The organism is Pseudomonas sp. GW821-FHT02A11, assembly GCF_059421985.1.
This window is the reverse complement of the sequence record NZ_JBWKWB010000001.1, coordinates 463,558-490,018: the sequence shown is the minus strand read 5'-3', so window position 1 is coordinate 490,018 and position 26,461 is coordinate 463,558. Positions and strand designations below refer to the sequence as shown.

Genomic DNA, 26,461 nt, shown 5'->3' with positions numbered 1-26,461 from the left:
ACGGTGGCGAACGCCATAAAAAGCCGCGACATAATGCGAAAGATTTGCATTCTGTGTAAAGGCAAAACGCCCTGACGCGGGCGGGGAGATATTTCAAGCTGTTACAAGATATACAGGGGAGCGCCGGACGTTGGCCTGGTGCTACAAAACCCCGATATGCGTGCGCTGCGCCAGTTTCAGGTACGACAGCAATTCCCGCGCAGGGAGCGGCTTGCTGTAAAAGTAGCCCTGACCTTCGTGGCAGCCCTCGGAAATGACGTACGCCTCTTGCTCGGTGGTCTCCACACCCTCGGCGATGACCTGCATGCCCAGGCTTTTGCCGAGCTGGATGATGGCGCGCACGATGGTGGCGTCGTCATCGTCGTCGATCAGGTCCTGAACGAAGCTCTTGTCGATCTTGATCTTGTCCAGCGGCAGGCTCTTGAGGTAGCTCAGGGACGAGTAACCGGTCCCGAAGTCATCAATGGCAATCAACGCGCCGGAGCGACGCAGGCTGAGCAGGTGCTGGGCAGCGGTGCTGATGTCTTCCATCAGGCCGGTTTCGGTGACTTCCAGCTCCAGGCTGCGCGGCGGCAGGCGGTAGATCTGCAGCAGGTTGTTGACCACGCGCGGCAGCTCGGAGTGGTGCAATTGTACGGTCGACAGGTTCACTGCCATGCGCAGGTCGGTGAAGCCTTGATCGTGCCATTCGCGCAGCTGTTTGCAGGCCTGATCGAGCACCCATTCGCCGATTGCGATGATGGTGCCGTTCTGCTCGGCCAGCGGGATGAACTGATCCGGGGGCACGAAGCCGTGCTCGGGGTGAGTCCAGCGAATCAGCGCTTCGACGCCAACCACGCGCTGGTCGCGGTAGCTGATCTGCGGCTGGTAGACGAGGTGAAACTGGTTGCGCACCAAGGCTTCGCGCAGGTCTTTTTCCAGCTCGCGGCGGCGACGCATTTCGCTGTCGACGCTGGCGATATAGAACTGATAGCGGTTGCGCGACCGGGTCTTGGCCAGGGTCATGGTCTGTTCGGCTTTCTGCAGCAACTTCTCGGTGCTGTCGCCATCTTCCGGGAACAGCGTGATGCCGATGGTCGCGCGCAGGCGGATCTCTTCGCCGTCCACGGCAAACGGCGCTTCAAGGTCATCGAGGACGTTCTGCGCCAGCTCCGCGGCTTCGTAGGGCTGTTCGATGTCGGCCTGAACCAGCGCGAACTGGTCGCCGCCCAGGCGAGCCAATGCGCCAAGGCGGCCGCTGTGGCTGCGCAGGCGATCGGCCAGCGCCAACAGCAACTGGTCACCCGCCTGATAGCTGAATTGCTCGTTGATGCCTTTGAAATCGTCCAGCCCCACGCACAGCACCGCAACGCGATGCTGCACCTTGCCGGCGTCCACCAGAATCTTGTCCAGTTGCTGCTGCAATTGCTGACGGTTCGGCAGGCCGGTGAGGAAGTCGTATTGCGCCATGCGCAGCAGGCTCGATTCCGCTTCGTGGCGCAGGTGGGTGTTGCGTTCGATCGATGCCAGCAGCTGATTGGCGGTGTTGACCCAGATGCCCAACTCGTTCTTTTCATGACCCTTGAGCAGCGGAATCTGGTGCTCGCTGGGGCGGTCGGGATTGATGCTGGTCAGGTGCTCGATGATGCGCGACAGCGGCTTGGTCAGCAGCCAGTGATAAACCAGGTACAGCACCAGCCCCATGGCCAGCGCACGCAGCACGCCGGAGATGAAGATGATCATCGAATTGATCAGGAAACCTTCGCCATACGTGGCGGTGTCCAGGGTGATGCGCAGGTCGCCGTAGTACTCGCTGTAGGGGCTGCGGCCGACCAGCTGCGTGGTAAAGCTGCGCTCCTGGCCGAGAATCGGGTCGGTCAGCCAGCGGGTCGGGGAAGGCTTGAGGTCGCGGGTCTTTTCCGCGAGCAGGGTCTCATTGGGATGGCCAATAGACGCCATGCGCACGGCCTTGTCCTGGAACAGGCCTTCGATGACCTGCATGCCCATTTCGCGGTCAAGGCTATAGACAGCCTGCGTCGACGGGTCCCGGAACATGTCCAGAATCCGTTCGGCGTCTGTGGCGACGGCTTGGCGGGTCTTGTAGGCGTCGTAGACAATTTGTGCGCAACTGAGCACAACGCCCACGACCAGCGCCGAAAACAACACCACACGCAGCAGCTTCACCGACAAGCTGTTTTTGAGTTCCAGCTTCAAATGGCCATTCCTTCATCCATGCCGATAGCGGGGTGACTGGTTGCAAGCATTGGCAATGCAGCGCTCGGGGTCAAGGTTCTGAAGGACCCTTGACCGGTTCAACGGGTAACGACTGCATGCAGGCAACGTTGGCTGTCGGTACTGTGTCGGTAAACAGAGGGTGGAACTTGAGCGACGTTTCGTCGATTCTGATCGAAACTGATATTAGTCCGCTATCGCTGGCTGACAATACATAAAGGAAGAACAGAACGCGAAAAAAAACCCGGACAGGCCGGGTTTCTTCACGCAGGCAGTATCAGGCTGTAAAAGTTTTGCCTTCGAACTGCTCAGCGACGAACTTCCAGTTGACCAGGTTCCAGAACGCCTCGACGTATTTTGGACGCAGGTTACGGTAGTCGATGTAGTAAGCGTGTTCCCAGACGTCGCAGGTCAGCAGCGGGGTGTCGCCGTTGGTCAGCGGGTTGCCGGCGCCGATGGTGCTGGCCAGGGCCAGGGAACCGTCAGCCTTCTTCACCAGCCAGCCCCAGCCGGAGCCGAAGGTGCCGATGGAGGTCTTGCTGAACTCTTCCTTGAACTTGTCGAAGGAACCGAACGCAGCGTTGATGGCATCAGCCAGCGCGCCGGTAGGCTGGCCGCCAGCGTTTGGCGCCAGGCAGTTCCAGTAGAAAGTGTGGTTCCAGACCTGGGCTGCGTTGTTGAAGATACCGCCCGAGGAAGACTTGACGATTTCTTCGAGGGTCTTGCCTTCGAACTCGGTGCCCGGCACCAGGTTGTTCAGGTTCACGACATAGGTGTTGTGGTGTTTGTCGTGGTGATATTCCAGCGTTTCCTTGGAGATGTGCGGTGCCAGAGCGTCATGAGCGTAGGGCAGCGGCGGCAATTCGAAAGCCATGGTAATTCTCCTAATCAGGTCAGGTTGCGGTTAGCGCAAGGCCGATCACGGACGGCCAGACAGAATACGCCGGCGAGTTTTTACTCTTTGCGGCGTAGGGGCTGGATCATAGCACCGGCCCCGGCCCATAACCACGCAACAACTGTGTGGGATAGAGGTTCCAGAGCGATGTGCGGGAACTGATGTAAAGAGGTGATCGGCGCCGCGGTGGTCATTGATGGCGCTGTCCGTCGCGCGACTGTTTGCCGCGAACACGAAATCTGTGGGAGCGAATTCATTCGCGAAAAAATCATACAGACGCTTAGAGGTGTGTCGTCTGCAATGATGTCTCGCGAATGAATTCGCTCCCACAGGTGTTCGTCGAGATAGCTAATTTATGCCGAACGAATCAACTGCACGGCCACGCTGAACATCATCACCGCCACCATCAGATCCAGCAGTCGCCAGGTCGCAGGACGGGCAAGCCAAGGGGCCAGCCACGCGGCACCCATGGCCAGGGCAGAGAACCACAGCAACGATGCGCTGGCCGCACCGGCCACGTAGGCGCCCGGTTCGGTTTGTTGCGCGCCGAGCGAACCGATCAGCAGCACAGTGTCGAGGTAAACATGAGGGTTGAGCAGGGTCACGGCCAACGCAGTCAGCAACACCGCGCGACGCGAACGCTGACCATTGGCGTCGCCTTGCGCAAGGCTTTGTAGCGACAGCGCACGACGCAAGGCCTTGGCGCCGTACCACAACAGAAACACCACGCCTCCCCAGCGTGCGACCGCGAGCAGTGTTGGATTGTGCGCCAGTACATTAGCCAGCCCGAATACCCCGGCGGCGACCAGCACCACGTCGCACAAAATGCAAAGCACCGCTACCGACAGATGGTGCTCTCGACGCAGGCTTTGCGCCAGCACGTAGGCGTTTTGCGTGCCGATGGCCATGATCAGGCCGAACGCAACCAACAGTCCGTTGAGGTAGCTTTGCCACATGATGTCGTGCTCCAGGATGACGATGACACAAGGAAATGATGTGGCGATTGTCGGGGCTTAACCTGTATAAGAAAAACCAATAATCCTGATTGCTCATTAGGAAAAGTGATGTTCGATTACAAACTGCTCGCAGCGTTGGCCGCTGTCGTGGAACAAACGGGGTTCGAGCGCGCCGCGCAAGTGCTCGGGCTGTCGCAATCGGCGGTGTCGCAGCGCATCAAACTGCTGGAGGCTCGGGTTGGCCAGCCGGTGCTGGTGCGCGCAACGCCGCCGTCGCCCACGGAAATCGGTCAGCGGCTGCTCAACCATGTGCAACAGGTGCGCTTACTGGAACGCGATCTGCAAAGCGTGGTGCCTGCCCTGGACGAAGGCGGGGTGCCGGAACGGCTGCGCATCGCGCTCAACGCCGACAGCCTGGCGACCTGGTGGGCCCAGGCAGTGGGGGATTTCTGCGCCGAACATCGCTTGTTGACGGACTTGGTGGTCGAAGATCAGGACGTCGGCCTCAAGCGCATGCGTGCAGGTGAGGTGGCCGCTTGCCTGTGTGCCAGCGAACGCCCGGTAGCCGGGGCGCGCAGTCTGTTGCTGGGCGCCATGCGCTATCGTGCCTTGGCCAGCCCGGCGTTCATCGCCCGGCATTTTCCAAATGGCGTGACGCCCCAGGCCCTGGCGTTGACCCCCGCGCTGGTGTTCGGGCCGGACGATTACCTACAGCATCGCTACATGGCGTCGCTGGGGATCGAAGGCGCGTTCCAGCACCATCTGTGTCCCTCGTCCGAAGGGTTCATGCGCATGACCGAAGCGGGCATGGCGTGGGGGCTGGTGCCCGAAATGCAGGTGCGCGCGCAGATGGCCAGCGGCAGGCTGGTGGAATTGTTCGGCGATCGCTGCATCGATGTGCCTTTGTACTGGCATCATTGGCGCAACGGCGGGCAGCTGCTCACGCAACTGACCGATCACCTGGCGAAAAAAGCCGGGCAGTGGCTGGTGCCGCTGAAGGCGCAGTGAGCGTCATCAGCAATCGAAGAGTGTTATCTGATTCATGAAAGTGTGGAGCGGTAAATGAAGATTCTGGTCACCGGCGCGAGTGGTTTCATCGGCGGGCGCTTTGCGCGTTTTGCCCTGGAGCAGGGGTTGAGCGTCCGGGTCAACGGCCGTCGCGCAGAAGGCGTTGAGCATCTGGTGCGGCGTGGCGCCGAGGTCATTCAGGGCGATCTGAACGATCCGGACCTGGTGCAGGCCCTGTGCGACGATGTCGAAGCCGTGGTGCATTGCGCAGGCGCGGTGGGTACTTGGGGTAAGCGTCAGGACTTCCATCAGGGCAACGTGCAGGTCACTGAAAACGTGGTCGAAGCCTGCCTCAAGCAGCAGGTCCGGCGGCTGGTCCACCTGTCATCGCCTTCCATTTATTTCGATGGCCAGTCGCACCTCAACATTCGCGAAGAGCAGGTGCCCAAGCGCTTCCACAATCATTACGCCGCCACCAAATATCTGGCTGAACAGAAGGTTTTCGGCGCCGAAGAGTTCGGTCTGGAGGTCATCGCCCTGCGTCCGCGTTTCGTCACAGGCGCGGGCGACACCAGCATCTTCCCGCGCCTGATGCAGATGCAGAGCAAAAAACGCCTGTCGATCATCGGCAATGGCCTGAACAAGGTCGACTTCACCAGCATCCAGAACCTCAACGAAGCGCTGCTCAGCAGTCTTCTGGCGACAGGCTCCGCTTTGGGCAAGGCCTACAACATCAGCAACGGCACGCCGATTCCGATCTGGGACGTCGTCAATTACGTCATGCGCAAGATGGAGCTGCCGCCGGTCACGCGTTATCGCGCCTACGGGCTGGGCTACAGCGCCGCAGCGATCAACGAGGCGGCGTGCATGCTCTGGCCCGGCCGACCTGAACCGACGCTGTCCAGGATCGGCATGCAGGTCATGAGCCGTGATTTCACCCTTGATATCAGCCGCGCCCAGTATTATCTGGATTACCAGCCCAAGGTCAGCATCTGGACGGCATTGGACGAGTTCTGCGGCTGGTGGAAAGCAATGCACGGTACGGCGCTGTAAAATGCCGGGCGCGTCCGATGGTCCTAACGTTCGGCGGGTATACTCCGCCCCCAAGATTCAACGGCTTTGAAAGGGAAACGCATGCGCAAAGATCCGTACGACGACGTCGATGACGTCCCGAGCCTCAGCGCCAAAGATGATGACGACGACTTCATCCCCACCCCCGATGCCCGGCAGCGCACCACGGTCTATTCGCGCACAACGCCAGTGGTCAAGGTCAAGGCGCCAGGCACCGGCGCCTTGTGGGCCCTGATCGGTGCGCTGTTCATCGCATTCTGCGGTCTGGGTTGGTGGAGCTTTCAACAGGTGTCGTTGATGGAGCAGCAACTGGTCGCGACGCAGGAAAGCTTCGCACGCATCAGTGAGGAAGCGGCCGGGCGTTTGCAGGATATTTCCGGCAAGGTGGTGGCGACCGAGTCGGTGGCCAACAGCGGTGGCGAGGCGTTGAAAGCGCAGATCAAGGCGTTGCAGGATCAACTGGCTGATCAGAGCAAACAGCAGCAGGGCGTGGCCGGGTTGCAGGGCGGTCTGGACAAGCGTCTGGAGTTGATTGCCGCGCAGACAACGCAACAGCAGGCAACCAATCAGCAGTTGCAGGATCAGCTCAAGGCCGTGACCACGGAGTTGGCCGCGCTGAAGGCAGCGATGCCGGATGGCAAGTCGGCGCAGAGTCAGCAGGATCGGCTGGATGCCGAGCTCAAGAGCTTGAGCGCGGATGTGGCGAATCTGAAGAAGAGCAACAACAGCCAGGCGATCGAGCGGCTGGAGCAGGACATGATCGTGCTCAAGAGCGAGCAGGACAATCGTCCGGCGGCGGGGGCTTCTTCAGGGGCGAGTACCCAGGAGTTCGACGCATTCCGCGGGCAAATGACGCGGAATCTGAATACGTTGCAGAGTCAGATTCAAACGCTTTCGCAGCAGATCAATGCGCGGCCGTAGGTGAAGTTGACGGGCCACCGCTACATTGATGCCCTTCGGGCCTTTCGCGGGCAAGCGCGCTCCTACATTTTTTGCAACGTGCCACATCGGATGCACCGAGTTGTCAGCTTTTAAGAGCTAAGAACTCGGTCCGTCAGGCCATGGCACGTTTAAACAAATGTAGGAGCGCGCTTGCCCGCGAAAGGCCCGAAGGGCATCAATGTAGCAATCTAGCGTCTCACAACGCCGGATAGTCGATATACCCCACCGCACCCTTGCCATAGAACGTCTCGGGATGCGGCTCGTTCAGCGGCGCATCCTTGGCCAGACGCTCCGGCAGATCCGGGTTGGCAATGAACGGCACGCCAAACGCGACGGCATCCGCCTTGCCACTGGCCAGCCACTCATTGGCGCTTTGCTTGGTGAATTTCTCGTTGGCGATGAACACCCCGCCAAATGCTTCTTTCAGACGCGGACCGAGGCTGTCGTCCAGTTCGCGCTCGCGGGCGCAAATGAAGGCAATGCCGCGTTTGCCCAATTCCGACGCCACGTAGGTGAAGGTCTCGGCCAGGTTGTCGTCGCCCATGTCATGGGCGTCGGCGCGAGGTGCCAGGTGCACACCCACACGGCCAGCGCCCCAGACTTCAACGGCGGCGTCGGTCACTTCCAGCAACAGACGGGCGCGGTTTTCCAGCGAGCCGCCGTAAGCGTCGGTGCGGGTATTGGTGCTGCTTTGCAGGAACTGATCGAGCAGGTAGCCGTTGGCGCCGTGGATTTCCACGCCGTCGAAACCGGCGGCCTTGGCGTTTTCGGCACCGACGCGGTAGGCCTCGACGACGTCTTCGATTTCGGCCAGCTCCAGCGCGCGCGGGGTCGGGTAATCGGACAGCGGGCGAACCAGGCTGACGTGGCCTTTGGGCTGGATGGCGCTTGGCGCAACCGGCGCTTCGCCGTTCAGGTAGCTCGGGTGCGAGACGCGACCGACGTGCCACAGTTGCAGCACGATCTTGCCGCCGGCGGCGTGCACGGCCTTGGTGATGTTGCTCCAGCCGCGCACTTGATCGTTGGACCAGATGCCGGGAGTGTCCGGGTAGCCAACGCCCATCGGGGTGACCGAGGTCGCTTCGCTGATGATCAGGCCGGCCGAGGCGCGTTGCACGTAGTACTCGGCCATCATCGCGTTAGGCACACGGCCTTCGTCGGCACGGCAGCGGGTCAGCGGGGCCATCACGATACGGTTGGCCAGTTCCAGCTCGCCCATCTTGATCGGGTCAAAAATCGTGGTCATTGGGGATATCCTTGATGCTTCGGTAAAGGGTGAATCCGCAGTCTTTTGTCGCCAGAGTGCAGCGCTGACTCTTGAGGCTCAGCTCGCTACAACAGCCAGCTCGGCATCGCCGCGCTGACGGTAAACAATCAGGGTCACGCTCAGCTCAAAGCTGTTTGCCCAACTCCTGCAAAAACGCCTGAATGGCGTCTTCGTTGCGTTTGAAGAAATGCCACTGTCCGTGCTTTTGGCTGGTGATCAGCCCGGCACGTTGCAGTTGCGACAAGTGGGCCGAAACCGTCGACTGCGAAAGGCCCGCGCGCTGGTCGATCTGACCGGCGCAGACACCGCCCTCAAATGAATGGAGCTGGTCCGGGAAGCAGGTCGCGGGGTCTTTGAGCCAGGCAAGGATCTGCCGACGAACCGGGTGCGCCAGGGCTTTTATTGTCTCGTCGAGGTCGATAGGCATGTCGTTCTCAATGCGTGCGTAGCGGTATATCGCGATGAGGCGAACCTTATATCTATAAATCGCGATATACAAATATGAATGGGTGCTAAGCAGAGAACGAATCGGTATATCGGGTTATAACGATATGGATATTTGCCAGATAATAAGTGTAGGCTCACAGCGTCAATTCCAGACCCTCCCACAGAGGGCTGTGCATTTTGAGGAAAATAGGTTTTTGCTCCCATGAACTACCTCGCGCATCTTCACCTTGGCGGTCAGAACCCTCCTCAGTTGCTCGGCAGTCTGTACGGCGATTTCGTCAAAGGGCTGTTGCCGGGGCGGTTTCCTGCAGACATCGAAGACGCCATCCGATTGCATCGGCGTATCGATGTCTTTACCGACGCTCATCCCGTCATCAAACAGGCGATGAGCCGTTTTCCCAGCGAGCGCAGGCGCTATGCGGGGATCGTGCTCGACGTGTTTTTCGATCATTGCCTGGCGCGAGACTGGGCTCAGTACTCGGACGTGCCGCTGGGTGCATTTACCGATAAGGTCTACCGCGTGCTGGCCGAAGAGCCGAATCTGCCGGAGCGCCTGGCTTACATCGCACCGCGCATGGCAGCGCAGGACTGGCTGGGTTCGTACGTGGATTTCGACGTGGTGGGCAACGCGCTGGCGGGGATTGCTCGACGCCTGTCGCGCCCCGAAGGGCTGGCCGGCGCGATGCAGGAACTGCAGGCGCTTTATCGGCCGTTGAGTGAGGACTTTCGTGCGTTTTATCCCGAGCTTCAGGCGTTCGCTCAGGCCGCTCTTGCTGCGGGGCGTGACTCGGCTGGCTGACGGGCTTCACCCGACTCGTTCGCGTTGCCAAACAGGGCAGTCTGCACCGCTTGCTGAGCCTCGAACGCCAGCGCTGCGCGCTCCTTGCCCTGAGAGGTGATCGGGGTCAACAACTGAATGTGCACCTCGCTCACCTCGTTGGCGAACAGTCGGCGCAGGTGCGAGAGCAGGTCGTCATCGCCAATGAACGGCGCGATCTGATCCGGCTTGCCATCACGCAGGTATTGAATCGCCACGGGCTGGACAGCCACACCGGTTTCAATCGCGCTCGACAGCAGGCGACCGTGGAAGGTGCGCAGGCTCCGGCCATCGGTGGTGGTGCCTTCGGGGAAAATCACCAGCGAGTGATTGCCCAGCAAGTGTTGGCCCATCTGTTTTTGAATCAACTTGCTGTCGCCCGAACCGCGACGAATGAACAGCGTGCCGGCTTTCAGTGCCAGCCAGCCGGCCACCGGCCAGGTGCGCACTTCAGCCTTGGACAGAAACGACAGCGGGGCCAGCATGCCCAGCAGCGGGATGTCGGTCCAGGACACATGATTGCTGATCCAAAGCATTGGTTGGCTCGGCATATGACCGCTGACCCTGACGCGAAACGGCAGGGCAGCGGTCAGGCGTTTCATGAACCAACTGGTCCAGCGCTGACGCCGGGCCATGGAGGCGCCGATGCGCAGGCGCTCCATCAGGGCGAAGGTGCCGGCGATGGTCAGGCCCAGAGCGATGACCGACAGCACGCGGACGACACGCGCATGACTGCGCAGCGGGCTCATCACACGGCTGCCTTGAAATGGCGGGCGTAACGCGGGCAGAGCTCGTCGCGCTTGAGCAGGATAAACACGTCGGCCACCTGGAAATCTTCGTCCCAGCAGGGCTCGCCGCAGATTTTCGCGCCCAGGCGCATGTAGGCCTTGAGCAACGGCGGCATTTCGCAGATCACGTTGTTCGGCAGGTCCAGGCTTGGCAGCGGATTTTTCGGCTCGGCGCGCAGGTGCTCGGTGCTCAGGTAGCGTTCGCGCAGGCGCTGCATGATCGCGTGGGCCTGAATGCCGCCGTCCTGCATCGGGATGCTCGCGCAGCCCATCAGATAGCTGTAGCCGCCTTCGTTGAGCACTTCGGCCAGCTCGCTCCACAGCACCGCGATGGTGCCGCCATTACGGTAGGCCGGGTCGACGCAGGTGCGGCCCAGCTCCAGAATCGGGCCTTGCAGATGGCCCAGGCCATGCAGGCTGAATTCTTCTTCGCTGTAGAACCGGCCCAGGGTGTTGGCGGCCTTGTGGTCCAGCAGGCGAGTGGTGGCGACCAGCTTGCCGCTGCTGAGGTCACGCACGCCGATGTGCATGCAATGTACGTCGTAATCGTCGATGTCCAGGCCCAGCTCGGCGCCCTTGAGTTTGGCGTTGAATTCGCCACTGAAGACACTGAAGCGCAAAGCCTGCGCTTGCTGCATGGCTTGAGGCCCGATCAGGCGCTCGGCCTGCAGGCGGCGTTCGGAGCGGGTGTCTCGAATACTGGCGATCTGAGTCATGTGACGTCTCCGTGGGCCAGCCTTCGTCCAGGCCGGTCGACTGATTATTCGAAGCATTGCTGTACGAATGCAGGCTAGGGAGGGCCGATGTCATGACCATTAAGCTTTGGTGATGGTTGCGTGACAGGGTTCGAGACGCGTGAGGGGGGGCTGGCTTCACGCATGACCATCTGTGGGAGCGAATTCATTCGCGAAGATTTCACAGGCGATGCACATGTGTCGCCTGCGCTAACGTCTCGCGAATGAATTCGCTCCCTCAGGAAGATCGCGTCCCTCCGATGATGCCGCGGCGGTCGCGTCGCAGCGGGAACACCATGCGCTGTCATCAATGCCTGCTAGGGTTTCTCGCACCCTGCATTCGAGACCCTTTCATGCGCCGTCTGCTGTTCATCTTTCTGCTGTTCGCTCGCTTGGCGTTTGCCGACATCTGGCCTGACGATCAATGGTTTGCCCGGCCGCTCACACCCAGCGCCGCGCTCAAGGATCTGGAGGCCTACGCATTCCCACCGCGTGACGAACTGCAACGCGAAGGCATTCGCACCGACGCGCTGCTGATCATCCACAACGGCGAGGTGGTCTACGAACGCTATGCCGGTGTCACCCACGCACAGACCCCGCACCTGACCTGGTCGATCAGCAAGAGCATTCTTGCGACAGTGCTCGGCGTGGCATTCGGTGAAAACCGGTTCAAGCTCGACGACCCGGTCGCCAGGTTTTATTCGCCGTTCAACGCCCATCCGGACGTCAAGATCAAGGACCTGCTGCACTGGGCTTCCGGTCTGGACTGGCAAGAAGACTACGAATACGCACCGTTCAACTCGTCGGTCGTGGCGATGCTCTACACCCGAGGCCGCGACGACATGGCGCGCTTCACCGCCGAGCACAAGGTCGCCAGCATGCCGGGCACCTCCTATCGCTACTCCAGCGGCGACAGCACCGTTCTGGCGGCAGCGCTGAAGGGCATGGTCGGCGACGCCGCATACCCGGATTACCCCTGGACCGCATTGTTCGACCCCTTGGGCATCAAAAGCGCGGTCTGGGAAACCGACGCCACCGGCACCTTCGTGGGGTCGTCCTACGCCTATATGACCGCTCGGGATCTGGCGCGCATCGGCCTGCTGATGCAGCGTGGCGGGCGCTGGCAAGGCCGTCAGGTGCTGCCAGAGGCCTGGGTCGATTTCAACCTCACACCGTTTTCATCCCGGCTTCCAACAAACGAGGCCCCTGGCGGCCATTGGTGGCTGAACAAGACCGCCCACGGCACACCCGGCCCCTGGCCTGATGCCCCGTCCGATACCTTCGCAGGCCTCGGGCATTGGGGGCAGGCGCTGTACGTGATCCCCAGCGCTAATCTCGTGATCGTGCGCTACGCCGACGACCGCGACGGCACCTATGACCACAATCAGTTGCTTAAAAGGGCCCTTAAAGCCGTGAGCGGGGAGGGCGCCCACTGAACCCGCGCAAAGGCTTCATCCGACGTCGCCCGTTCAGCAGCATTGGCATCGTGCTTGCGCTGTGTCTGCTCGCCGTGATCGGGGTCTGGCGCGTTCAGTTGCAGGCCTTCCCGACCCTCATCAGCGCCTACACCGCCAAGGAATATTGTTCGTGCCGGTATGTGATGAACAACCCGGTTGACTACTGTCAGAGCTACGTAAAGCAGTGGTTGCCGAGCACGCTGACGGAAAGCCTGGACGCCAAGCGCATCACCGCCACCGGCATGGGGCGTGAGAGCAGCGCACAGTGGCAGGGGCCTCGTCAGGGCTGTCGATTGCTGCCTGCGCACCCCTGAGGCGAACGTCCCCATTTGCCTGTGGTCTGACAGCCGGATAAGGTTGCCCCACTCGCGCCTCTGGAGTTCTCATGCCCACACTTTCTCGCCTGCTGCTGGCCTCGCTCGCCGTCCTGGCGCTGCCTGCTCAGGCGAACTGGTATCTGGATAACGAGTCGTCGCGGCTGTCGTTCATTTCCAACAAAAACGCCGATATTTCCGAAGTCCATCGCTTCCTTAACCTTCACGGCAAGGTTGACCCCAGGGGCGTGGCCGAGCTTGAGGTCGAGCTGGATTCGATAAGCACCGGTATCCCCCTGCGTGACGAACGTTTGCGTCGGCAGCTGTTCGACGTCAAGCAGTACCCCGAAGCGAAAATCACTGCACAACTGGACATGCGCCCGATCACCGCGCTGGCCCCTGGTGCACAGCTGGAGCTGCGCCTGCCGCTGAAGGTGCAGATGCACGGCCAGTCGCAAAGCTACCGCGCCGAACTGTTGGCCACGCGCCTGGACGAGCGGCGCTTTCAGGTGGTGACCCTTGAGCCGGTGGTGCTGCACGCCGAGGACTTCGGCCTGCTGCCGGGGCTGGAAAGCCTGCGACGCGTGGCGGATCTTTCGGCGATCGGCTTCTCGGTGCCGGTGGGCGCCGTGCTGATCTTCACGGCGCGCTGACCATGAGAGGCGCGATCTTTCCGTGGCGTGACGATAACCAGTTCAACCTGATGAACGACGGGCCGGCCTTCTTCCCGCGCATGATCGCGGCGATCGAAGGCGCGCAGCAGCAGATCGAGCTGGAGCTGTATTTGGTGGAAGCGGGGGCTTGTGCCGAAGCCGTTGTGCAGGCGCTGGTCAATGCCGCAAGACGGGGCGTGATCGTGCGTTGCCTGTTCGATGACTTCGGCTCGCTGGCGTTCACCCTGAGCCTGCGCACGCGGCTGACCGAGGCGGGCGTGATTCTGCGCTTCTACAACCGTGTTCACTGGCGTCGGGGCATCCGTAACTTTTACCGCGATCATCGCAAGCTGCTGCTGGTGGACAAGGCGCTGGCCGTTGTCGGCGGCACCGGGGTGACCGACGAATTCTGGCGCCCGGATCAGGATGTCAGCGAGTGGCACGAAGTGATGGTAGAGATCCGAGGTCCGCTGGTCATCGACTGGCAGGCGCTGTTCGACCGCCAGTTCCACGCCAACCCGCGCCGCCGCGCCTGGCGCCCGGCAGACAATTTCGGTCTGCCGCGGCTGCCCCAGGCTCCGGTCAGCGGCCAGGGTTTGGGTCGCGTGGCCTACGCCGATTCCCGCCAGCACCGCGACATCCTGCAATCGCTGATCCGCGCGCTGAACACCAGCAAAAAGCGCATCTGGCTGGCGACCCCGTATTTCCTCCCCACCTGGAAAGTCCGTCGCGCACTGCGCCGCGCCGCTGCCCGAGGCGTCGACGTGCGCCTGCTGCTCACCGGCCCGCGTACCGATCACCCTTCGGTGCGCTACGCCGGCCATCGTTATTACCCGCGTCTGCTCAAGGCTGGGGTCAACATCTTCGAATACCAACCCTGTTTTCTGCACCTGAAAATGGTGCTGGTGGACGACTGGGTCAGCATTGGTTCTTGCAACTTCGACCACTGGAACCTGCGCTTCAATCTGGAAGCGAACCTTGAAGCGATGGACCCTGCCTTGACCCTCGCCGTGGCGGGGAGCTTTGAGCGGGATTTTCTCGTCAGCGTTGAGGTGAGCCTGGAAACCTGGCAGGCCCGGCCCCTGTGGAGCCGGGTCAAGCAGCGGGTGTGGGGGTGGGTTGACCGGTTGGTGGTCAACGCCCTTGACCGAAGGGGCTGAGTCGAGTGATTGGCTGGCGTTTAGTATCGTGTGACTTGCCGTCTGCGTGAACTATGCTGACCCTGAACCGTGATCTGGCGACGGTCTGTGGTTGAGAGGCGTTGGTTTCAACTGGGGTCACCGCGCATCGTGCGGGTTCCCGAACGGCGCAGACGCTGAATCTGGAAGGTGGTCTGGCTGCCAACGGCTGTTGGCCTTCATGATTAACGTGAATGAGGATCGTGAGATCGTTGAACCGATCTGTCTGCGCTTCGACTTTCCATGCTTGCAGGCCAAAATCGCTGAGTATTCTGGCGGTACTCTTACCGTTTTGTGTTTCTGTAAAAAAAGCCGTCTTCAGTCTATCGGGATCATGTTTCCATCGTTGAGCGACAGCCTTGACCCCTTCATTACTGATATGGGTCCGTTTTATCAACGAGGGCAGTTGGCCAAAAAAACCTTGGCGCTCTGCAATGATGGTGTATTGGGCTAATGCTATTTCGTTTGCATGGGTTGTTGGGTGTCCGGTGTCGCGGTACTTGAAGTTGTACTGAAAGCGCCATTCGTGAGGAAAGAACTGATTCTCGAAGTGATCGTATTCGCTCCCGGTGTAACCAGCACGTTTGTAGTTCGAAAGAATCGAGTGTTCGCTGATGTCGTGCTCATACAGGCTGGTGATAGCGTCATAGGCGCTCGGCGATTGATCCACCACTTCCATAAGCCTTTCCCGCAACGCGGCGGCTTGGGGTGTTTCTCCGAAGTTTCCCGATACATCAATCAGCGTAAATGGATTATCACGAACGAATCTGAACACATTCAGCCCGTCGATATCTCTTTGAGGATCCGGATTCAACCATCGCTGCAACCACGGCGCGTAATACCTGAACCCATAGTAATAAAGCCCTGAGGCATCGCGTTCTTTACCGGAATAACGGATCGTCTTGTACTTCGCTTCAATGGAACTTCGTGCCGCCCACCATGAGGTTCCACCGAAGGGGTAATAGTTCTCCTGACTGATGAGCTCACCTTTATCCTCAAGCTCCAGCGCGCTGGAGCCCATGTGATCGTTCAGGGTGTAGCGGATTTGATTGTTGGCGATGCCCTCTGATTTTCCGCCAGGCCAGTGCAATACCCGCACGTTATTTCGGCCTGTCTGCAGGACGCTGATTTGCAGCGCTTCGCCCGTTACTTCAGTCCTGAGTTCAAGGCCTGGCAAATAACGTACCTCGCCCACCAGCGTTCGCGATTTGGCCAATGCAGTGCAAATTTTCCGGCAGCGTTGACCGCTGCCGTCGTACACGTAGCGTTCTTCATCGTTGCCGCTGGTTTCTCGTTCCACGCCACTCACACTGCGCAGCTGATTACGCAAGTCCCAGGTCAAATCCTGTCCGCGAATCAGCTGCTGCAGATTGCCGTTGGCATCGAAGCCTTCATCAAAATTCAGATCGACATCCCCTTCAGGCAGGCTGCGATTGCTGTCAGGGGCGATGAGCATCTTGCGGGTAAACGACTGCGCGCCGACATGGCGCATCTCGAGCAGATTTCCGCCCGTGTCGTAGTCGTAACTCTGGGTGTAGTTGCTCAGTTGGTTGGGGTCTTGCGGCAGGTTTTGCAGCGTCGGCAGTGCAGGGCCATGGCTGGTGCCGCTGGACACTTCGCGGCCTGTGGCCTCGATCAACTGGTACAGCGTGTCGTAGCGATATCGACTGACAGGGTCGATGCGCTGGTTGGCGAAGAATCGAACGGGCTGCGCGGTGTCCTCGATTTCAACGATGTTGCCGACCGGGTCGTAGCGATGATTCAGGTCCTGCAAGAGGGTGCTGTCGGCTTTTGAAGAGAATATGCGTGTCAGTCCTCCGCTTTCCGGCTCGTAGGTTTTTTCGGTGATCACGCCGTTGCCCAAACGCTCGCTTTCCACTTGGCCATCCGGGTTGTAGTGCAGATCGCTGATGAGCGTCTGAAAGGTGTGTGCGTCGGCCAGCTTTAGGCGTATTTCCCGTAGGAACCCGCCAACGGTATTGAGGTATTCGGTGCGATTGCCGACAGCATTGGTCTGGGACATCAAGGATGCAGTGGCATCGAAAACCCTCGTGGTGGTGTGCCCGGTTCCAGGTTCCAGCAGTGCATCGCGTTGCTCTGTACCAAGGGGCCAATCAGGTGGGGCGTCGGTCTGTAAAAACCTTCGATTTTCGATCAACACACCGCCTGTCAGGCCGAATTCATGAGCACGCCATGTGCCCGCAGGATCGTCATGGCGGATCAGTCGTCCGCATTGATTTCGTTCTGCGCACAACGTCGAGGTATCGCCATAGGTGTACCGCTCGACCACATTCGGCGCAGCATCAGCGTCCTGTTCAGTCACCGAAACAGGCCGCAGACACTCGTCGCAATCGGTCCGGCTGTGGCTTCCCCGGCCATCCCAACGCTCGACGGATTGCCCGTCAGCGCCAGACAGCGCCAACCGCCAACCCGCATCGACGCTTTCATCGAGCAGCTTCTGACCCGATAACGAAGGTATCTTTCTGCTGTTGGCCGTCGCAGCCATGTTCCCCAAGCGAGGATCCCACTCTGCCACCAGGCAACCGGCTTCATCCCACACATGCCGTGTCACGCGCGCCTGTGCTTGCGCGGCCTGATCGATTCGATGCCAGGCTACTTCACGGGCCGGCAATCCTCGGGGGTCGATGACGCGAAGTTGCGGAGTAAAGGAATGGAGGGCCATGGAAATGACGTCCTTGTCGGCTGATTATCCAAGCCTAGAAGTCGTGCGTCTGGGCGACCGTGACGGGCGACCAATGGCGCCCCGGTCATACATCGGCTATGCGCGGCACGCGGATCATTCGTTGAAATCAGCAGCTCAACCCTTTGCCAACTTTACGTTAAAGCCGATCGTCTATGAATCACGCTCGCTGCGTATCTGTAGCGTAGTGGCGACGCGGCGCCTGGAAAATCAGTATTCGCGATAAGCCTCATCGCGATACGTTCTAATTCGTGCCGCGCGTGCGCCCTAATCTTATGAACAGTCATGACATCGCGCGATTCACTCGCGTGGTGTCACCGTTCAGGGATTGAAGGGAGCATGATCATGGCCGATCAAGAGCCAAAAATCGGTATTTCCGCACCCTCGCTGCCCAAGGGGGGCGGGGCGATTCAGAGCATCGGCAAGGGCTGGGGCGCGGTAGGGGCGACAGGCTCGGCGTCGCTGGAAGTTCCGCTGCCCATCACGCCGGGACGCGGTCATGCACCGGCGCTCGGCCTCAGCTATCAGAGTTCGGTGGGCAATGGTCTGTTCGGTCTGGGATGGGGGCTGAACGTGGGGACCATTGCCCGAAGGGCGAGCAAAGGTGTGCCCCTGTACACCGATAAGGATGTGATGCTGGGCCCCGATGGCGGCGTCCTGCTGGCCGAGCGTGATGCACAGGGCGCGCTCATTGAAACAACCGTCAGCACCTATGGCGGCCTCACACTGGATCAGACCTACACGGTCGTTCGCTACTTCGCCCGTGCCGAAGGGGCTTTTACTCGCAGCGAGCATTGGCGCCATGAGAGTGACCCCGCAGGCTTCTGGTTGATCCACGGCGCAGATGGCGAGCTGGCAATGTTCGGCCGTCAGCCGACCTCCCGCTTGCGCGACCCCGACGACCCGAACCGCGTGGCTGAATGGTTGCTCGAAGAAACGATGAACCCCCTTGGCGAACACGTGCTGTACGAGTACAAGGCCGAGGATATGCAAGGCTTGGTGGCCGATACGACGCCCAGCCCCGAGCGCAACTTCAGCGCTCAGCGTTACCTCTGGCGAGCGCGCTATGGCAACTTCAAGGCGCACCCTCATTTGTATCTGTGGGCTCCTCGGCAGCTGTCGGAGCTGCAGTGGCATTTCGAGCTGATCTTCGACTATGGCGAACGCACGTTCACCCATGATCGACTGGCTTATGACGGCGACAAGCACTGGGAAGGGCGCGCTGATTTTCATTCCTCGTTTGGCTACGGCTTCGAGCTGGGCCACCTGCGCTTCGTGCACCACGTCATCATGTTTCACTACTTCCCTGATGAACTGGATGCCGATAAGCCGACCTTGATCAGCGCGCTGAAACTCAACTACCAGGACCTTCAGCAGGGGAGCAAGGTACTCAGCTCGGTAGAAAGCCTGGCGTGGGGGGAACGTATCGAGCCCGCGCTCAGCCGCCGCCCTCCCGTCACCTTTACCTATCAGGATTTCGACGTAGCGCGAGGGGCATTCAAGCCGTTCGAAGCCATGCCGGGGCTGGATGATGGCCAGCCGTATCAGTGGGTGGATTTTTACGGTGAGGGTTTGTCGGGGGTGCTGTATCGCTCAGACAAGGGCTGGATGTACCGCGCGCCCATACGCGACATCGAAGCCGGTAATCCTGACGCGGTGAAGTACGGCCCTTGGCAGTTGTTGCCAGGTAACCCTGCGGCTGATTCGCGCACTGCGGTTCGCCAGTCGCTCGCTGACATGACCGGGGATGGCCGTCTCGACTGGATCGTGGCGCAGCCCGGCATCGCGGGCTTCTTCACCTTGAATCCGGATCGAAGCTGGACAAGGTTCACGCCGTTTTCCGCCTTCCCGCCGGAGTTCTTTCATCCCCAGGGGCAGTTGGCGGATCTGGTCGGGGACGGGCTGTCTGATCTGGCGCTGATCGGTCCTCGCAGCGTGCGCCTGTACGCCAGTCGGCGTGACGACGGTTTCGCCAAGGGGCAGGACATTGTCCATGACAGCGATGGCGATTCGCTGCCGATGCTCAGCGACAGTTCATCCGAGCTGGTCGCTTTCTGCGACATTTTTGGCAGTGGTCAGCAACATCTTGTGCGCATTCGTCACGATGAGATTCGGGTCTGGGCGAACCTGGGCAGAGGGCGGTTCGGCAAGGGGCAAGTGTTCGCGACCCTGCCGTTTTCGTGGGAGGCCTTTGATGCCGGGCGCGTTCGGCTGGCGGACATGGACGGGTCCGGTGCGGTTGACCTGGTGTATCTTGAGTCTGATGGCTTTCAGTTGTTCATGAACCGCTCAGGCAATCACCTGGCCGAACCGGTTTCATACCCCTGGCCGGACGGGGTTCGCTATGACCACCTCTGTCAGGTGAGCATGGCCGATTTGCAGGGGCTGGGCTGTTCGAGCCTGGTGCTGACCGTCCCGCACATGAAAACCACGCACTGGCGCTTCGATCATCCGCCGGTCAAACCGTACCTGTTGTCCAGCACCCGCAACGGCATGGGCGCGTCGGGTTCCATCGACTATCGCAGTTCCGCACAGGAGTGGCTGGACGAAAAAGTCGAGTTGCTGGAAGCAGGGCTGGCAGTGGAGTCGGGCGTGCCTTTCGCGCTGCACGTGGTCACCCGTCAGACGCAGCTCGATGAGGTGACGGGCAATCAGTTGACTCAGCACTTCACCTTTCGTCAGGGCTATTACGACGGCCGTGAGCGCGAGTTTCGCGGCTTCGGGCTGGTGTGTCAGACCGACAGTGAGGCGCTTCAAGCCGCTCATGAAGCACAAGGCTTCACGGCACCCGTTCTGACCAAAACCTGGTATCACAGCGGGCGTCATCCAGCGAAAGACATCACTGGAATCAACACGAGCGACCCCGATGCGGTGGTGTTGGGCGACCATCTGCTGACCACCTTTGTCAGTGGCGACGATCAGCTCGTGGCTTCACCCACCGAGGATGATTTGCGCGAGATGGCCCGCTCACTCGCAGGGGCTGTGCTGAGGGTTGAAGTCTTTGGCCTCGACGCAGATAAGTCCGGTGACGTGCCTTATTCGGTGCAGACGTCGCGTTATCTGGTGCGCCAACTGGCGCCGGTCAGCGAACATCAGCCCTATGCGCGGCAGTTGTCCTTGCAGTTGGAGTCGATCGGTTATCAGTACGAAGGCCATGCGGACGATCCGCTGTGCCAGCGCGCCATCAACCTGACATGGGATGAATACGGTGTGTTGACCCACGGCGCTAGCGTCAATTACGCCCGGCGCAAGTTGGCGAGTGATGCGCCGCCCTTCGAAGACGAGCATCAGCAGCGCTGGTGGCAGGCCGCGCACGATGACGCTCAGCAGAACTTCTATCTCACGGAAAGCCGGGCTCAGCCGATTCATCTGGACGCGCCGCAGAGCTGGCGGCTGGGTTTGCCCTATTTGAGCCGGGTCAATGCGATGGCGGTCGAGCGTGCAACGGTCAGTCCTGCAGATATCAGCTACGAGCGCTTCAAGGCGCCGCGAGGCTGGTTTGCGTCGCTGCCTCGCACCCTGGTGGCGCTCAGCAAGCAACGCTACGTCAATGCGGGGGAGGGCGAGGCGACCTTTGAGGCGTTGACCGATGCCGTGGAGATTGCCGAACTGGATGACCACGCGCTGACCGCGTACGACCGGGTGATGACGCCCGAAGAACTGACCGCGAAGCTGATCGAACTCGGTTACCATCGCATGACGTGCATGCTGCCCGAGGAGCCGGACCGCATCTTGTGGTCGGTCAAGCGGGGATTCAACACCTACTCAGGGGCTGAGCAGTTCTATCGGGTGGAGAACTTCAGGCCGACCGCGAGCCATGGCCTGAGCACCGTTGAATACGATGACTACAACCTGATGGTGAAGTCGGTGACAGCCCCCGATGGTTGCACCACGTCGGCGACCTACAGTTATCGCAGCATGCAGCCGAGCAGGATCGTCGACCCCAATCGCAATTCCCAGGAAGCGCTTTATGACGGTTTTGGCGTGCTGCGCATGACCAGTTTCTATGGCACGGAGCTAGGCAAGCCGGTCGGCTTTCAGTCGCTGGTCGATGCCGTGCTGGAGGAAGAAAAACCGGTCGACGCCATCGCGTCTCCCTCAACGATCGACTTCGCCACGGTTCATTATTACGACGCGTTCAGTTGGGTCGATAACAAGGTGCCGGTCCACAGCCTGGCGATGCAGTGGGATCGCTATGCCGATGACCCTGAGCGGCAATTGCGCAAAACCCTGGCCTCGGTCGATGGCTTCGGCAGAACACTGCAAACCCGCCAATTGGTCGAGCCAGGCAAGGCGTATCAGGTCATCGACGGACAATTGAACGTGGGTGAGGACGGCGAACTGATCGAAGTCGACGCTGAACCTCGCTGGCGCGTCAGCGAGCGCGTCGAATACAACAACAAGGGCCTGGCGGTGCGCGTCTACCGGCCCTATTTCTCGAATACCGACGGCTATGTGGATGATCGTTCTGCTCGGGAGCACTGGTACCACGACGAGCAGTTCTATGATCCGCTGGGTCGTCCAACGGTCACCATGACTGCCAAGGGCTGGATGCGACGCGTGACGTACGTGGGCTGGTACACCATCAACGAGGATGAAAACGATACGGCCGAGGAGGTCAACGCTCGGCGAGCGGAGCAGGGGCTGCCGTTGCTGGACGATGGTTCGCCGCGCAAGCGCAAAAACCCGTTCCAGCGCTGACAGGGTGGTGAAACGAAAAAGCCCGGCGCTGAGGCCGGGCTTTTTCGTGGTTGCCAGAAAGCGCTTACTGCACTTCGACCGCCAGGCTTTCACTGATCTTTTTCTGCCAGATGGCGGGACCGGTGATGTGAACCGACTCGCCTTTGCTGTCGACTGCGACAGTGACCGGCATGTCTTTGACCTCAAACTCGTAGATCGCTTCCATGCCCAGTTCAGGGAATGCCAGGACCTGCGATTTCTTGATTGCCTGGGCCACGAGGTAGGCAGCACCGCCGACGGCCATCAGGTAAACGGCTTTGCTGTCCTTGATCGCGTCGATCGCGGTCGGGCCGCGCTCGGATTTGCCGATCATGCCCAGCAGGCCTGTTTGCTCGAGGATCTGACGGGTGAACTTGTCCATACGCGTGGCGGTGGTTGGACCGGCTGGACCGACCACTTCGTCACCGACCGGATCGACCGGGCCAACGTAGTAGATGAAGCGACCCTTGAGGTCCACCGGCAGGGTTTCGCCCTTGTTCAGCATCTCGACCATGCGTTTGTGCGCTGCGTCGCGACCGGTCAGCATCTTGCCGTTGAGCAGGACGGTTTCGCCCGGCTTCCAGCTCTGCACTTCTTCAGGCGTCAGGGTGTCGAGGTTGACGCGACGAGCCGACGGGCCGGCTTCCCAGACGATTTCCGGGTAGGCGTCCAGCGGTGGCGCTTCCAGCGACGCAGGGCCGGAACCGTCGAGCACGAAATGCGCGTGACGGGTAGCGGCGCAGTTGGGGATCATGCAGACCGGCAGCGAGGCGGCGTGGGTCGGGTAGTCCATGATCTTGACGTCGAGCACGGTGGTCAGACCGCCCAGGCCCTGGGCACCGATGCCCAGCTGGTTGACCTTCTCGAACAGTTCCAGACGCATTTCTTCCAGACGGTTCGACGGGCCGCGAGCCTTCAGCTCGTGGATGTCGATGGATTCCATCAGGACTTCCTTGGCCATGACCGCGGCTTTCTCGGCGGTGCCGCCGATGCCGATGCCGAGCATGCCAGGCGGGCACCAGCCAGCGCCCATGGTTGGCACGGTTTTCAGTACCCAGTCAACGATCGAGTCGGACGGGTTGAGCATCGCCATCTTCGATTTGTTTTCCGAGCCGCCGCCCTTGGCCGCTACGTCCACTTCCACGGTGTTACCCGGAACGATGGAGTAGTGGATGACCGCCGGGGTGTTGTCCTTGGTGTTCTTGCGAGCGCCTGCCGGGTCGGCGAGGATCGAGGCACGCAGAACGTTTTCAGGCAGGTTGTAAGCGCGACGCACGCCTTCGTTGATCATGTCGTCCAGGCTCATGGTGGCGCCATCCCAGCGCACGTCCATGCCGACGCGTACGAATACGGTGACGATGCCGGTGTCCTGGCAGATCGGACGATGACCGGTGGCGCACATGCGCGAGTTGATGAGGATCTGAGCCATGGAGTCGCGCGCGGCGGGCGATTCTTCGCGCAGGTAGGCCTCGTGCATGGCCTGGATGAAATCGACGGGGTGGTAATAGGAGATGAACTGCAGGGCGTCGGCGACGCTCTGAATCAGGTCATCCTGCTTGATCACGGTCATGGTGTTCTCCTCGAATCAGGCGGGAACATTTATAGGGCGGTTTGCGCAAACAAGCACGGACTTGCCTGCGAACGGCCATTGGCTCGGCCACCGCTCAGGCGCAGCGGCAGGAAAAAGGCGCGGCAGTATACCGCGTGGCACTCGGCGCGACACCCTGTCACAGGGTAAACCTTAGTCGTGACAGCAGGGCGGCGCCGAATGGTCATGGCGGATGGCCGTATCGCTTTGCTGCCTCGACAACTGCCGCGCTGTTTTGAAGCAGATCAGCAGTGGGGCCAGAGGTTACACGACGGCGGTTATCGTGCCGTCGGGATGAAACAGTTTCGCGCCGGCCTTCTGATACGTGGTTTTCCAGGCGGTGAGCGGGTTACCCGTGGCACGCAATCGTTCGAGGTAAGAAATGGCTTGCAGTGGCGTATTGGCGCCATTGCCCTTCAATTGGAGGTTTGTGAAGCCCTTGACGAAGATTTTTTCGGTGAAGCCTTGAACGGGACGCCCCAGCTCTTTGGCGATTTCCAGCGCCGCGCCGTTTTTGCCCCCCCAGCAGGACAGCAAAACGAAAGGCTGGTCGTCTGCATACTTCAGTGCATCAAGGCGAGGTGCAATGAAGTCTCTTGCCAGGTCTGCGGCGCGTATGACTTTGCCGTCTGGCCCTTGCAGCAAAGCACGCAGTGGATCACCGTGGGTCAGCATTGCGGCCTGATGGGTGCCGCGATAACTGTTGATAAAACCGACATGAACGGTTCCGGCGGAGTCTTTCACCAGTTCTGACGCACTGCCGATCATGGGCGCCTTGGGATCGACCACGCGCTGCGGCAAGCCACTACGTCTGAGCAACGCCACCTTCACGCCGACTGCGGCGCTTGCCAAACCTGTGACAGTGGAAACAAGGCCAAGAATGCCGGCGGCACTACCGTCCTGCCCCTGCGCTTGCAGGATGAATGAAGCCGCGCCGGTGCCCAGTGATACAACATCCAGTGCCGCGCCTGTCAGGGCGGCTGCCTGCACCGTTGTCAGCAGTGAGGGCGTGCTGAGCAGCACCGAGACAGCGGGTCCGAGCGCGAACCCGGTCGCGACCAGTCCGATGGCGCCTAGCACCAGCCCCGTTCCCGCCAGTATCTGGCTCCAGCTGTGCCCGTCGGGATCGATCCGGTTGACCGGGTCGCCCGCGCAGTAGGCATAGGGGTTGATGCCACCGCGCCCGAACGGGCTCTCGCTGTCCGGGGCCAGAAAACACATCAGCACAGGATCGTATGGGCGATGCCCACCCGGGATATACCAACCGGTCAAGGGCTCGCGCCGTTGCCCTGCAAAGCCGAACGGCAGCGGGTCACCCGCTTCACTGCGCGCGCCGTGCGCTGTGTAAGTGGCGGAACGAACCGTGTCGTCCGCTTCCAGGCGTATGCTGCCCTGTGCATCGGTACCGATCAGGAAGGTCTTGCGCACCCCGTCCGCCACCGTGTTCACCGCGAACAAGGCGTCGTCATCACCGACGATTTGCACGCTGTCATCACCGGCCTGCTCATGGGTAAGTTGATCGGCGCTGTAAAAGCTACGGGTCAGTTTGTCGTCGACCACACGGTCAACCAATTGGCCTCTTGGGTCATAACGATAGAGGCAGGCGTGTCCGTTTTGACTGACTGCGGCGAGGCGTCCCTGGGTGTCCCATTGCAGGCTGCGGCCCAGGCTGTCGCCGATGACCCGGCCACTGGCGTCGTAGTTCAGAGTGACAGTCGGCGGCCACGACGCGTGGGTATGAGTGACTTGCACGACCCTGGCGGGGTCATCTTGCGCGTAGCGGAAGGATGCTTGGTCTTCGCTGCCGTCGATGAATCGGTTGGTGACCGTCTCAAGACCGTTCAGGGCGTTGAACACGAAAGCCTGTTCGACGATACGGTTGCCGTAGGGATCTTGGGATGCAGCGTGTTCGTTGGCGGTGTAATGCACAAGACGATTGCGCACGTCGTAACTGAAGGTTTCTTCTCCAGTCTGTTCACCGTCGGTCCAGGTGCGCGAAATGACCTGGCCTGTGGGCAATAGCGCAGTGTCTGAGTCACGATACGGGGCACCTCGTCTGCGCTGTCGAAAGTGACGATGAAGGTGCGCGTGTGTTCACGACCCAGGCGGTCGTAGGTGATGAGTGTCGTCAGGCTACGCCCGGTGTCGGCGTCCACCACATGGATACTGGCCAGTCGAGAAAGCCCATCGTAGCCATAGCGGGTTTCAACGCTGCCCACACAGGTGCGCTGTACGCGGCTGGCGTGGTCGAATTCGCGACGATGAACGGTGCCGTGTGGATCCTTGAAACCTTGCAACAGCCCTGTGAACGAATATTCCCATTGAGTGGTATGAGTGGTGTCATCGACAGCCCATCGGTCCAGCACTGCCTGGCCGGACGGGGTGTATTCGAACGACTGAACGCCCAGTTCGCCTGTCGCGGTGGCCAGCTGCCCGATTGCTTCGTGATACGTCATCGTCAACGGGGGCTCGTTCTGCCCTCTGACGCTCAGCAATTGATGGTTCAGATTTTTTTCATACGTGAAGGTCACTGTTCGGCCATCGGCCAGGGTGTTGCCCGCAGGCGCAAGTTGTCCGTTGACGTAGTGAAAGTGGGTTGTATGCCCCCCGACTTCCACCTTGAGCGGACGGCCCAGGCCGTCGAAGGTCTGCCGACCTATGATCATGGGAGTGTTCATGCTTCCGATCCTTGGAATGGTGCGGGGCAGCGCGTGA

The 26,461-nt window shown here is 60.5% G+C and carries 21 protein-coding genes; 10 read left to right on the top strand and 11 right to left on the bottom strand.

What is annotated here, in order from left to right; all coding sequences use genetic code 11:
- Window positions 1-141: 141 nt before the first annotated feature.
- The 3 genes from AC07V9_RS02250 to AC07V9_RS02240 all read right to left on the bottom strand — a co-directional run bounded on the left by AC07V9_RS02250 (window position 142) and on the right by AC07V9_RS02240 (window position 4,062).
- The gene (locus AC07V9_RS02250; RefSeq protein WP_495014057.1) at window positions 142-2,193 is read right to left on the bottom strand and encodes a putative bifunctional diguanylate cyclase/phosphodiesterase; all 2,052 of its coding nucleotides are present in this window, start codon (window positions 2,191-2,193) and stop codon (window positions 142-144) included.
- Between the two features lie 295 nt (window positions 2,194-2,488).
- Window positions 2,489-3,085, bottom strand: coding sequence for a superoxide dismutase (locus AC07V9_RS02245; protein ID WP_495014056.1), 597 nt, complete (start codon window positions 3,083-3,085; stop codon window positions 2,489-2,491).
- A gap of 374 nt (window positions 3,086-3,459) precedes the next feature.
- Window positions 3,460-4,062 (bottom strand): LysE/ArgO family amino acid transporter, encoded by a 603-nt coding sequence (locus tag AC07V9_RS02240; RefSeq protein ID WP_495014055.1) that lies wholly within the window; start codon window positions 4,060-4,062, stop codon window positions 3,460-3,462.
- 108 nt (window positions 4,063-4,170) lie between these two features.
- On the opposite strand from AC07V9_RS02240, the gene AC07V9_RS02235 reads away from it, so the two are divergent.
- The 3 genes from AC07V9_RS02235 (at window position 4,171) to AC07V9_RS02225 (ending at window position 7,062) form a co-directional block, all read left to right on the top strand.
- The gene (locus AC07V9_RS02235) at window positions 4,171-5,070 is read left to right on the top strand and encodes a LysR family transcriptional regulator ArgP (RefSeq protein WP_495014054.1); all 900 of its coding nucleotides are present in this window, start codon (window positions 4,171-4,173) and stop codon (window positions 5,068-5,070) included.
- A gap of 54 nt (window positions 5,071-5,124) precedes the next feature.
- Window positions 5,125-6,123 (top strand): NAD-dependent epimerase/dehydratase family protein, encoded by a 999-nt coding sequence (locus tag AC07V9_RS02230; protein ID WP_495014053.1) that lies wholly within the window; start codon window positions 5,125-5,127, stop codon window positions 6,121-6,123.
- Window positions 6,124-6,204: 81 nt separating this feature from the next.
- Window positions 6,205-7,062 carry an ATPase gene (locus AC07V9_RS02225; RefSeq protein WP_495014052.1) on the top strand — a complete coding sequence of 286 codons (858 nt, stop codon included), beginning with the start codon at window positions 6,205-6,207 and terminating at the stop codon, window positions 7,060-7,062.
- Window positions 7,063-7,279: 217 nt separating this feature from the next.
- On the opposite strand, the gene AC07V9_RS02220 is transcribed toward AC07V9_RS02225, so the two are convergent.
- Both AC07V9_RS02220 and AC07V9_RS02215 read right to left on the bottom strand, forming a co-directional pair.
- Window positions 7,280-8,329 (bottom strand): alkene reductase, encoded by a 1,050-nt coding sequence (locus AC07V9_RS02220; protein WP_495014051.1) that lies wholly within the window; start codon window positions 8,327-8,329, stop codon window positions 7,280-7,282.
- 145 nt (window positions 8,330-8,474) lie between these two features.
- Window positions 8,475-8,777 carry an ArsR/SmtB family transcription factor gene (locus AC07V9_RS02215; protein WP_495014050.1) on the bottom strand — a complete coding sequence of 101 codons (303 nt, stop codon included), beginning with the start codon at window positions 8,775-8,777 and terminating at the stop codon, window positions 8,475-8,477.
- Window positions 8,778-8,999: 222 nt separating this feature from the next.
- Between AC07V9_RS02215 and AC07V9_RS02210 the strand changes: the two genes are divergently transcribed.
- Entirely contained in the window at window positions 9,000-9,596 is a 597-nt protein-coding gene (locus AC07V9_RS02210) for an acyl carrier protein phosphodiesterase (RefSeq protein WP_495014049.1), read from the top strand.
- Here the strand turns inward: AC07V9_RS02210 and AC07V9_RS02205 are convergent.
- Window positions 9,557-10,363, bottom strand: coding sequence for a lysophospholipid acyltransferase family protein (locus AC07V9_RS02205; protein WP_495014048.1), 807 nt, complete (start codon window positions 10,361-10,363; stop codon window positions 9,557-9,559). The genes AC07V9_RS02210 and AC07V9_RS02205 overlap by 40 nt on opposite strands.
- Window positions 10,363-11,118, bottom strand: a complete 756-nt coding sequence (gene olsB, locus AC07V9_RS02200; protein ID WP_495014047.1) for an L-ornithine N(alpha)-acyltransferase — start codon at window positions 11,116-11,118, stop codon at window positions 10,363-10,365. The genes AC07V9_RS02205 and olsB overlap by 1 nt, the downstream gene beginning before the upstream one ends.
- A gap of 371 nt (window positions 11,119-11,489) precedes the next feature.
- On the opposite strand from olsB, the gene AC07V9_RS02195 reads away from it, so the two are divergent.
- The 4 genes from AC07V9_RS02195 to AC07V9_RS02180 all read left to right on the top strand — a co-directional run bounded on the left by AC07V9_RS02195 (window position 11,490) and on the right by AC07V9_RS02180 (window position 14,720).
- A complete protein-coding gene (locus tag AC07V9_RS02195; RefSeq protein ID WP_495014046.1) occupies window positions 11,490-12,572 on the top strand; it encodes a serine hydrolase domain-containing protein in 1,083 nt (360 codons plus the stop codon).
- A complete protein-coding gene (locus AC07V9_RS02190) occupies window positions 12,569-12,907 on the top strand; it encodes an amidase (RefSeq protein ID WP_495014129.1) in 339 nt (112 codons plus the stop codon). The genes AC07V9_RS02195 and AC07V9_RS02190 overlap by 4 nt, the downstream gene beginning before the upstream one ends.
- A gap of 71 nt (window positions 12,908-12,978) precedes the next feature.
- Window positions 12,979-13,560, top strand: coding sequence for a YceI family protein (locus tag AC07V9_RS02185; protein WP_495014045.1), 582 nt, complete (start codon window positions 12,979-12,981; stop codon window positions 13,558-13,560).
- 2 nt (window positions 13,561-13,562) lie between these two features.
- Entirely contained in the window at window positions 13,563-14,720 is a 1,158-nt protein-coding gene (locus AC07V9_RS02180; RefSeq protein WP_495014044.1) for a phospholipase D-like domain-containing protein, read from the top strand.
- Here the strand turns inward: AC07V9_RS02180 and AC07V9_RS02175 are convergent.
- Window positions 14,695-17,421 carry an RHS repeat domain-containing protein gene (locus AC07V9_RS02175; protein WP_495014043.1) on the bottom strand — a complete coding sequence of 909 codons (2,727 nt, stop codon included), beginning with the start codon at window positions 17,419-17,421 and terminating at the stop codon, window positions 14,695-14,697. The two genes, AC07V9_RS02180 and AC07V9_RS02175, sit on opposite strands and share 26 nt — an antisense overlap.
- Between AC07V9_RS02175 and AC07V9_RS02170 the strand changes: the two genes are divergently transcribed.
- Entirely contained in the window at window positions 17,420-17,665 is a 246-nt protein-coding gene (locus AC07V9_RS02170; protein WP_495014042.1) for a hypothetical protein, read from the top strand. The two genes, AC07V9_RS02175 and AC07V9_RS02170, sit on opposite strands and share 2 nt — an antisense overlap.
- 119 nt (window positions 17,666-17,784) lie before the next feature.
- Window positions 17,785-22,140, top strand: coding sequence for a SpvB/TcaC N-terminal domain-containing protein (locus AC07V9_RS02165; RefSeq protein ID WP_495014041.1), 4,356 nt, complete (start codon window positions 17,785-17,787; stop codon window positions 22,138-22,140).
- Window positions 22,141-22,204: 64 nt separating this feature from the next.
- Here the strand turns inward: AC07V9_RS02165 and AC07V9_RS02160 are convergent, their stop codons facing one another.
- From AC07V9_RS02160 to AC07V9_RS02150, 3 genes are all read right to left on the bottom strand, one after another.
- Window positions 22,205-23,728: a fumarate hydratase gene (locus tag AC07V9_RS02160; RefSeq protein ID WP_093461653.1), complete on the bottom strand. Its 1,524-nt coding sequence runs from the start codon at window positions 23,726-23,728 to the stop codon at window positions 22,205-22,207.
- Between the two features lie 282 nt (window positions 23,729-24,010).
- Window positions 24,011-25,690 (bottom strand): RHS repeat-associated core domain-containing protein, encoded by a 1,680-nt coding sequence (locus AC07V9_RS02155; RefSeq protein ID WP_495014040.1) that lies wholly within the window; start codon window positions 25,688-25,690, stop codon window positions 24,011-24,013.
- The gene (locus AC07V9_RS02150) at window positions 25,588-26,424 is read right to left on the bottom strand and encodes a hypothetical protein (protein WP_495014039.1); all 837 of its coding nucleotides are present in this window, start codon (window positions 26,422-26,424) and stop codon (window positions 25,588-25,590) included. The genes AC07V9_RS02155 and AC07V9_RS02150 overlap by 103 nt, the downstream gene beginning before the upstream one ends.
- Window positions 26,425-26,461: the final 37 nt, after the last annotated feature.